Genomic DNA, 9,062 nt, shown 5'->3' with positions numbered 1-9,062 from the left:
GGTCATGGGCGATCCCCTGAGACGGCGCTGACGGTCAGCGGATGATGGCGACGCGGGCCTGCAGGCGCCGCACCAGGAACGAGGCTGCGAGGCAGACCGCGAAGTAGACCACGGCCGCGAAGACGTACATCTCGACGAGACGCCCGTCGCGCTGGGCGACCTTCGAGGCGGCGCCGAGGAAGTCGGTGAGCGAGAGCACGTAGACGAGCGAGGTGTCCTGGAAGAGCACGATCGTCTGCGTGAGAAGGAGCGGCAGCATGTTGCGGAAGGCTTGCGGCAGCACGACGTTCTGCATCGACTGCCAGTAGTTCATCCCCAGCGCCGAGGCCGCGGCCGTCTGCCCCTTGGGGATCGACTGGATGCCCGCGCGCATGATCTCGGAGAAGTAGGCCGCCTCGAACAGCGTGAAGGTGATCAGCGCCGACGGGAAGGCACCGACCTGGATCGGCGTCGAGGCGCCGGTCACGTAGGCGCCGATATAGGGCACCAGGAAGTAGAACCAGAAGATGACGAGCACGAGCGGCAGCGAGCGCATCAGCTCGACATAGACCTTGGCCACGTGCTTCAGCCCCGGCACGCCGGAGAGGCGGGCCATGGCGATCAGCGTGCCGAGCACGATGCCCATGCCGGCCGCCATGGCGGTCAGCGAGAGCGTGAAGACCATGCCCTGCCCGAACAGGTAGGGCAGCGACGAGGTGATGACGCTGAAGTCGAAGTTCGAGAGCATCAGCGCTGTCCCGGGATCGCCACGGAGCGCTCGATGAACGAGGCCGCCGTGATCACGACGAGATTGATGAGGACGTAGAGGATCGTCGCGGCCGTGAAGGCCTCGAACACTTGGAAGGAGAATTCCTGCATCGAGCGCGCCCGGGCGGTGAGCTCCAGGAGGCCGATGGTGAGCGCGACCGAGGTGTTCTTGAGGTTGTTCAGGAACTCGGAGGTCAGCGGCGGCAGGATGATGCGGTAGGCGTTGGGCAGGAGCACGTAGCGGTAGGTCTGCGCCACGGTGAAGCCCATCGCGGTGCCGGCCATGCGCTGGCCGCGGGGAAGCGCCTGGATGCCGGCGCGAACCTGCTCGGCCACGCGCGAGGCGGTGAAGAAGCCCAGGCACACCACGCCGGTGTAGAAGGGCGCGTTGGGCAGCTGCTTGAGCCAGGTGCCCCAGGCCTGCGGCAGAACCTCCGGCAGGACGAAGTACCAGAGGAACATCTGCACCAGCAGCGGGATATTCCGGAAGAGCTCGACATAGGCCGTGCCCACCGCGTTGGCGGCCTTGTTCGGCAGCGTGCGCAGGACGCCGATGATGGAGCCGAGGCAGAAGGCGATCACCCAGGAACAGAGCGCGGTCGCGATCGTCCAGAGGAGGCCCGAGAGCAGCATGTCGGCGTAGGTGCCGGCACCTTCGGGTGAGGGCTCGAGGAAGATGCCCCAGTTCCAGTTGTAATTCATCGCTCTACAGACTTCGCCGCATCGGGGCCGGGAGATCGAGGCTCAGTCGAGCAGGTCCGAGGCGTATCCGCCCGCGAAAACCTCGGCCCGACCCGCGTTCTGCACAGGAACCTCGCGCGGGTGAAGACCCGCGCGAGGGTTTTCAGGCCGGTCGCCTCAGTAGGCGGCCGGATCCGGGCTGTCGCTCGGGGTCTTGAACTGCTTCTCCATCGCCTCGGTCATCGGAAGCTTGAGGTTGATGTCGCGCGGCGGGATCGGCTTGGTGAACCACTTGTCGTAGAGCGCCTTGCCCTCGGGGCTGGTGTAGAGCGCCTTGGTGGCGGCGTCGGCGACGGCCTTGAAGGGCGCGTCGTCCTTGCGCAGCATGATGCCGTAGGGCTCGGGCTTCGAGAGCGCCTCGGTCGAGATCGCGTAGGCGTCGGGCGTCTTCGAGGAGGCGGCGAGCGAGGCGAGCAGCACGTCGTCCATCACGAAGGCGACGGCGCGGCCGGTCTCGACCATCAGGAAGGCCTCGGCGTGGTCCTTGGCCGGCAGGATGGTCAGGCCGAGCTTGCGCTCGGTGTTGGCCTCGTTGATCTGCCGGATGTTGGTGGTGCCCGAGGTCGAGACCACGGTCTTGCCCTTCAGGTCCTCGATCGTCTTGAGGTTCGCGTCCTTCTTGGCGACGTAGCGGGTCGCGGTGAGGAAGTGCGAGTTGGTGAAGGTCGCCTGCTTCTGGCGGTCGGCGTTGTTCGTCGTCGAGCCGCACTCGAGGTCGATCGTGCCGTTGGCGATGAGCGGGATGCGCGTCGCGGAGGTGACGGGATTGAGCTTCACCTCCATCTTGTCGAGCTTGAGGTGCGCCTTCACCGCGTCGGCGATCTTGTAGCAGATGTCCATGGCGTAGCCGACGGGCTTCTGGTCGGCACCGAGATAGGAGAACGGCACGGAGGAATCGCGGTAGCCGATCGTGATGGCGCCGGTGTCCTTCACCTTCTTGAGGGTTCCGGTCAGATCCTCGGCGCCGGCCGGCGCCGCGAGGAGGGAGGCGCCGAGGGCGAGGCCGAGCGCCACTCCGCGACGGTCGAAACGAACCTGCATTGAAACGAAACTCCTGATCATGCCGAGCGGGCGTCGGCCCACATCGCGGGTGCGCTCGGCCTGCCGATGCGCCTTCGCAATGATGGTGCCGATTTGTGGAACGGGAAACACGCCGGTGAGCCCGGCGCGGCGGTGGCACACGGGAAAGCTCGGCCCCGTCAGCGGCCCGGCGAGAGCGCGGCCGCTCTGGCCGGCGTCGGATCTGCCCAAGATTTCCACCCTGATCGTCCGCTCGCAGCGTCCAGACCGGACTTTTCGCCCGTGCCCCGTGCATCTTGCACATTCCATGGGCGGACGCATCGGGCTTTCCGCGCCGCCTGGGCGACGTTCCAGAGCCATTGTAGGGGGTTGCGCGCCGTGGGCAGAGAAAAGGCCGCCCCGGTTGCCCGGGGCGGCCCTTTGGCTCGCGGCCGGCGACCGGCCTACTGCGTCACCTCGTTGCCCGCGTAGTCGACCACGCCCTTGTCGTTCTTCTTCCAGGTGTACATGACGTAGTCGGGCTTCGTGATGTCGCCCTTCTTGTCGAAGCTGATCGGGCCGAGCACCGTCTGGAAGGGCTTGCCCTCGCGCATGAAGGCCGCGACCTTCTTGGCGTCGGGGCTGCCCGCGCCCTCGACGGCCTGCTTGTAGATCTGCACGGCGGCGTAGGCGTAGAGGGTGTAGGCCTCCGGATCGATGCCCTTGGCCTTGAAGCCCGCGACCACGTCCTTTGCGTTCGGGTTCTTGCGGGCGTCCGGCGGGAAGGTGGTGAGCGTGCCCTCGGCGCCCGGGCCCGCGATGGCCACGAGCTCCTTGTCGACCATGCCGTCGCCGCCCATGAGCGGCGCCTTCAGGCCCTGGTCGCGCATCTGGCGGATGATCAGGCCGGCCTCGGTGTAGTAGCCGCCGAAATAGACGACATCGATGCCGTTCTGCTTCAATTTCGAGACGAGGGCCGAGTAGTCCTTCTCGCCCGGGTTGATGCCCTCGTAGAGCGCTTCCTTGCCGCCCTTGGCCTTGAAGGCCTTCAGCGTCTCGTCGGCGAGCCCCTTTCCGTAGGGGGTCTTGTCGTGGATGATCGCGACCTTCTTGCCCTTGAAGTGCCGGGTCAGGTACTCGCCCGCCACCGCGCCCTGCTGGTCGTCGCGGCCGCAGGTGCGGAAGGTGTTCCAGAGCCCGCGCTCGGTGAACTTCACGTTGGTCGAGGCCGGGGTGACCTCGACGATGCCGGCGTCGGCGTAGACGTCGGAGGCCGGGATCGAGACGCCCGAGTTGAAGTGGCCGACCACGAACTTCACCCCGTCCGAGGCGAACTTGTTGGCGACCGAGACGCCCTGCTTCGGGTCTGAGGCGTCGTCGCCGACCGCGAGTTCGAGCTTCTGGCCCTTGATGCCGCCGGCCTTGTTGATGTCCTCGACAGCCTGGGCGGTCCCGTTCTTGAGCTGGGCCCCGAAGGCGGCACTGTTGCCGGTGATCGGCGCGCCGACGGCGATCTTGAGCTGCGCCTGCGCCGAGCCGGCGCTCAGGAGGCCGAGCGCGAGGCCCGCCAGAAGTGTTGCTCTCATCCCGGTCATCTCCCTCACGTCACACGCGACCGCGCCCAAGCCGGCGCGGCGTGCCTCATGCGTCCGGCCTGCCTGAGCGCGGGGCCCCGGCCTGCCTGCGCGATCATGACCGCCCCGGCGCCCCCTCGGAAGGGCGCTCGCGCCAGGAGAGCGGCGAGGTCCGCTCATAGAGCCAGCGGTACTGCGTGGTCATCTGGCGGGTGCGGGTGTAGCGGTAGCCGGCCGCGCCGATCAGCATCACCACGGCGGCGTCGACAAGATAGTACTGCGCCGAGAGCAGGGTGCCGGAAAACAGCGCGAAGTGGATGAAGCGCACGGCCGCCGCGACGAGCAGCAGCGCCAGGACGGCGTACGGGAACGGCCGCCACGCCCGGGCGACCGCGCGTGCGGCCATCCAGCCGGCCCAGCCGCCCATCACCACGGTGACGAGCCCGAAGAGCCAGATCGATTCCTCTTCGAACAGGATCCCCTGGAGCGCGCTCACGCCGTCGTCGCGGCGCCGTGGCCGCCCTCCAGGTAGGCGGCCTTCACGGCCGGGTCGTCGAGGAGCTGGCGGCCCGTGCCGCTCATGGTGACGCGGCCGTTGACCAGCACGTAGCCGCGATGCGCCAGCTTGAGGGCGTGGTAGGCGTTCTGCTCGACGAGGAAGATCGTCATCCCGTCCTGCCGGTTGAGGTCGCGGATCGCGTCGAAGATGCCCTTCACCACCAAGGGCGCAAGACCGAGCGAGGGCTCGTCGAGGAGGAGGAGCGTCGGCCGGCTCATCAGCGCGCGGCCGATCGCCAGCATCTGCTGCTCGCCGCCCGACATGGTGCCGGCCCGCTGCTGCAGGCGCTCCTTCAGGCGCGGGAACAGGGCGCAGACCCGCTCCAGATCCTGCGCGAACCAGCGCCCGCCGTGCAGGCTCGCGCCCATCTGGAGGTTCTCGAACACGCTCATGCGCGGGAAGACGCGCCGGCCCTCCGGCGATTGGGCGAGGCCGAGCCGGGCGATCCGGTGGGTCGGCAGCCGGGTGATGTCCTCGCCCGCGTAGCGGATCGTGCCCGAGCGGGCGCGCGGCGCGCCGAAGATCGTCATCATCAGGGTCGACTTGCCGGCCCCGTTCGCGCCGATCAGCGTGACGATCTCGCCTCGGCCCACCGTGAGATCGACGCCCCGCAGGGCCGCGACGCTGCCGTAATAGGTCGAGACGTCCTCGATCGCGAGGAGCGGCTCGCCGGCCCGCGCCTGGATGGCCCGGGTCTCCTCGACGAGGACGTTGATGCCGGCGACGCTCATCGTCCGGCCTCCGGATGCGGCGCGAGGCCCACCTCGGCCTCGACCGCCTCGACCTCCTCGTCCTCGACGCCCAGATAGGCCGCGATCACGCGGGGATCGGCCCGCACCTCGGCGGGCGTGCCGTCGGCGATCTTCACGCCGTAATCGAGCACCACGACGTGGTCGGAGATCTGCATCACCACCGACATGTCGTGCTCGATCAGCAGCACCGAGGTGGCGTGCCGGTCGCGGATCAGGCGCAGGAGGTCGTTGAGCTCCGCGCTCTCGCGCGGATTGAGACCGGCCGCCGGCTCGTCGAGGCAGAGCAGGACCGGGTCGGTGCACATGGCGCGCGCGATCTCGAGGCGGCGCTGCGCGCCGTAGGGCAGCGCGCCGGCCGGCTCGTCGGCCCGCGCCAGGAGATCGATCCGGGCGAGCCAGTCCTTGGCCTTCTCGATCGCGGCGCGCTCGGCGGCCCGGTAGGAGGGCAGCCCCAGAAGGCCCCCGATGGTGAGGCCAGAGGCCCGCATCAGGGGATTGTGCTGGGCCACGAGCAGGTTCTCCAGCACCGTCATGCCGGGAAACAGGCGGATGTTCTGGAAGGTGCGGGCGACGCGGGCGGTGCGGTTCACCGCGAAGTTCGGCAGGCGCTCCAGGAGGTGCACGCTGCCGTCGGGCTGCACCAGCCGCAGCATGCCCTCGGTCGGCTTGTAGAAACCGGTGATGCAGTTGAACACCGTGGTCTTGCCGGCCCCGTTCGGGCCGATCAGCGCCGTGATCTCGCCGGCCCGCGCCTCGAAGGAGAGGTCGTTGACGGCGGTGAGGCCGCCGAACCGCATGGTGAGGTGGGCGACCGAGAGCACCGCGTCGGGCGTCGCGGCGATCCGGGCGGCGGTCTTCGGCGTGGGTGAGAGGAGCGCGCTCATCTAGCCGTGCCCCTCGCTGACATGGGCGCCCGAGATGCCGCGGGCGCGCCCCAGGGAGACCGAGGGCTGCCGCTCCGAGATCAGGCCGCGGGGGCGCCAGACCATCATCGTCACCATGGCGAGGCCGAAGAGCAGCAGGCGGTACTCGTTCGGGTCGAAGCCCTCGCCGAAGACGGCGCTAAGGAAGCCGAGGTTGCGCAGCAGCTCCGGGCCGCCCACCATCGCGACCGCGGCGATGGCCACCCCGATCTGGCTGCCCATGCCGCCCAGCACCACGATCGCCAGGATGATGGCGCTCTCCAGGAAGTTGAAGCTCTCCGGGCTGATGAAGCCCTGGCGCACGGCGAAGAACGAGCCCGCGAAGCCCCCGAAGGCCGCCCCCAGCGCGAAAGCGGTGAGCTTCGTCGCCGTGGTGTCGATGCCGAGCGAGCGGCAGGCGATCTCGTCCTCGCGCAAGGCCTCCCAGGCGCGCCCGATCGGGAGGCGGCGCAACCGCAGGGTGACGAGGTTGGTGAGAAGCGCCAGCGCCAGGATCAGGTAGTAGAGGAACACGACCCGGTGCATCGAGTCGAAGCTCAACCCGAAGCGGGCCGCGAACCCGTCCTCGTCGGCGGTGAAGGGGATGCCGAAGAACGAGGCTCGCGGGATCGACGAGATGCCGGCCGCGCCCCCCGTGACGTCGGTCCAGTTGATCAGCACGAGCCGGATGATCTCGCCGAAGGCGAGCGTCACGATGGCGAGGTAGTCGCCGCGCAGGCGCAGGACCGGAAAGCCCAGCACCATGCCCCAGAGGCCCGCGAACAGGCCGGCGAGCGGCAGGCAGACCCAGAAGGACAGGCCGAAGGTCGTCGACAGGAGCGCGTAGGTGTAGGCGCCGACCGCGTAGAAGGCGACGTAGCCGAGGTCGAGCAGGCCCGCGAGGCCGACCACGATGTTCAGGCCCCAGCCGAGCATCACGTAGGTGAGGATCAGGATGCCGAGGTCGATCCAGTAGCGGGCGGGCCCCAGCCCCCCGCTCGCCAGGGTCGCGATCACCGGCAGCGTGAGGGCGAGGCCGAGGAAGGCCCAGAGGGCGAACCCGGAGACCGTCTGGCCGGCCGCCGGCTCGGCGTGCACGGCCTCGGTCGCCTGGGACGGTGCGGGGATGAGCGCGCGCCGCGCGTCGCGGCGGGCCAGCACGAGGCGCTGAGCCAAGCGCAGCACGAAGATGCCGGCGCAGAGGAGACCAACGAGCGGCCAGCGCGGCAGCAGTTCGAGCCCGGCCGGGCCGGCTTCCGTGCGGTAGCTGACGACCGGCACGCAGAGCGCGAAGGCGACGAGGGCGTAGAGGCCGGCGTCGCGGAGGATGTCCGGCAGGCCGGGGGAGCGGGCGGGCGCCATCAGACCTTCTCGACCTCGGCGCGGCCGAGGATCCCGGAGGGCATGAAGATCAGCACGATCGCGAGGATCGAGAAGGCCGCGACGTCCTTGTACTCGATCGAGAAATAGGCCGACCAGAACACCTCGATCAGGCCGATGATGAGGCCGCCCAGCACCGCGCCCGGAAGCGAGCCGATGCCGCCGAGCACGGCCGCCGTGAAGGCCTTCACGCCCGGCACGAACCCGTCCGAGAACGAGACCGTGCCGTAGTAGAGCAGGTAGAGGACGCCCGCGACGGCCGCGAGCGCGGCGCCGAGCACGAAGGTCAGGGAGATCGTGCGATCGACGTCGATGCCGAGGAGCGCCGCCATCTTGCGGTCCTGCTCGCAGGCGCGCTGCGCCCGCCCGAAGGGCGTGCGCTGGACGAGGTACCAGAAGCCGGTCAGCAGCACCGCGGTCACCGCCATGATCAGGCACTGCTTGTAGGAGAGGAAGACGGTGTAGCTCTCCGATTCCATCAGGGTGATGCCGCCGGACAGCAGCGGCGGCGTCGACTTGTTGCGGGCACCCTGCGCCACCTGCACGAAGTTCGACAGGAAGATCGAGACGCCGATGGCCGAGATCAGCGGCGCGAGCCGGAACGAGCCGCGCAGGGGCCGGTAGGCCACGCGCTCGATCGCCCAGCCCCAGAGGCCGGTGAGGATCATGGCCACCACCAGCACGATCAGGAGCGCCAGCGCGATCGAGCTGATCCCGAGCCATGCGGTCAGGATCAGAAAGACGATCAGCGCGATGAAGCTCGACACCATGAAGACGTCGCCGTGGGCGAAGTTCACCATGCCGATGATGCCGAACACCATCGTGTAGCCGATCGCGATCAGGCCGTAGATCGACCCGAGGGTCAGGCCGTTGATCAGCTGCTGCAGGAAGACTTCCATCGAATCTGTGCCGCTCCTGGCTTGTCTTGCCCGCGCTCGGTGAGCAAGGGGCGTACCGTACCGCTAGGTTTACCGCCAGAGCCCTTCGGTGACGAATGGCGAGAGTCCGCTCCGTCCGCCGAGGACCCATGGTCGCTTTCTGCTTCCCGCTGCCTGTGATCGACCCGTGATCGTGCACCGGCAGAAGTCGCCCGACATCCGCACGGATCGGCGCTCAACATGCCAGATCGCGTGGATACGTGGTGGATACGTGTCAGTGTAAGATGACCTACAGCCCGTGCAACTGCAGCCGTTCCTCCATCTGTTGACACGGCAGCCAGAAGACGGAAAAGCCTGCGGGACGCGCTGCGATTGAGAGCCAGCGCTGCAGGCGATCGGCGAAACCGTCAAGCCTCAGGCTGGCGGATGGTCCCTGCCCGAGGCGAGGATTGCGATGCGGATACTGGTGACCGGCGGCTGCGGCTTCATCGGCTCGGCGCTCGTCCTGCATCTGGTGCAGGATCTCGGGC

At 68.5% G+C, this 9,062-nt stretch carries 10 protein-coding genes; all 10 read right to left on the bottom strand.

All coding sequences use genetic code 11. The annotated features are described in order from the left end of the window. Window positions 1-34: 34 nt before the first annotated feature. Window positions 35-727 (bottom strand): ABC transporter permease subunit, encoded by a 693-nt coding sequence (locus AX737_RS18045; protein WP_066923845.1) that lies wholly within the window; start codon window positions 725-727, stop codon window positions 35-37. Next, the gene (locus tag AX737_RS18040) at window positions 727-1,449 is read right to left on the bottom strand and encodes an amino acid ABC transporter permease (RefSeq protein ID WP_066923843.1); all 723 of its coding nucleotides are present in this window, start codon (window positions 1,447-1,449) and stop codon (window positions 727-729) included. Before AX737_RS18040 ends, AX737_RS18045 begins: the two co-directional genes overlap by 1 nt. A gap of 156 nt (window positions 1,450-1,605) precedes the next feature. Next, window positions 1,606-2,529, bottom strand: a complete 924-nt coding sequence (locus AX737_RS18035; RefSeq protein ID WP_066923841.1) for an amino acid ABC transporter substrate-binding protein — start codon at window positions 2,527-2,529, stop codon at window positions 1,606-1,608. A gap of 422 nt (window positions 2,530-2,951) precedes the next feature. Then, window positions 2,952-4,073: a branched-chain amino acid ABC transporter substrate-binding protein gene (locus AX737_RS18030; RefSeq protein ID WP_066923839.1), complete on the bottom strand. Its 1,122-nt coding sequence runs from the start codon at window positions 4,071-4,073 to the stop codon at window positions 2,952-2,954. A gap of 103 nt (window positions 4,074-4,176) precedes the next feature. Next, window positions 4,177-4,557, bottom strand: a complete 381-nt coding sequence (locus AX737_RS18025; RefSeq protein WP_197430622.1) for a DUF6867 family protein — start codon at window positions 4,555-4,557, stop codon at window positions 4,177-4,179. After that, complete coding sequence (locus tag AX737_RS18020; protein WP_066923838.1) at window positions 4,554-5,351, bottom strand: ABC transporter ATP-binding protein; 798 nt, start codon at window positions 5,349-5,351, stop codon at window positions 4,554-4,556. The genes AX737_RS18025 and AX737_RS18020 overlap by 4 nt, the downstream gene beginning before the upstream one ends. Continuing rightward, a complete protein-coding gene (locus AX737_RS18015; protein WP_066923836.1) occupies window positions 5,348-6,256 on the bottom strand; it encodes an ABC transporter ATP-binding protein in 909 nt (302 codons plus the stop codon). Before AX737_RS18015 ends, AX737_RS18020 begins: the two co-directional genes overlap by 4 nt. Next, window positions 6,257-7,636 (bottom strand): high-affinity branched-chain amino acid ABC transporter permease LivM, encoded by a 1,380-nt coding sequence (livM, locus tag AX737_RS18010; protein WP_066923834.1) that lies wholly within the window; start codon window positions 7,634-7,636, stop codon window positions 6,257-6,259. Next, window positions 7,636-8,553, bottom strand: a complete 918-nt coding sequence (locus AX737_RS18005) for a branched-chain amino acid transporter permease subunit LivH (RefSeq protein WP_066923832.1) — start codon at window positions 8,551-8,553, stop codon at window positions 7,636-7,638. Before AX737_RS18005 ends, livM begins: the two co-directional genes overlap by 1 nt. Before the next feature lie 268 nt (window positions 8,554-8,821). Next, window positions 8,822-9,062 (bottom strand): hypothetical protein (locus tag AX737_RS18000; RefSeq protein ID WP_210173136.1); only part of this gene is annotated, 241 nt, incomplete at its 5' end.

The sequence above is a fragment of the Methylobacterium sp. CCH5-D2 genome (assembly GCF_001556475.1).
Taxonomy (GTDB): Bacteria; Pseudomonadota; Alphaproteobacteria; order Rhizobiales; family Beijerinckiaceae; genus Methylobacterium; species Methylobacterium hispanicum.
Note: the sequence above shows the minus strand (reverse complement) of the source record. Positions and strands in the feature narration are given on the sequence as shown.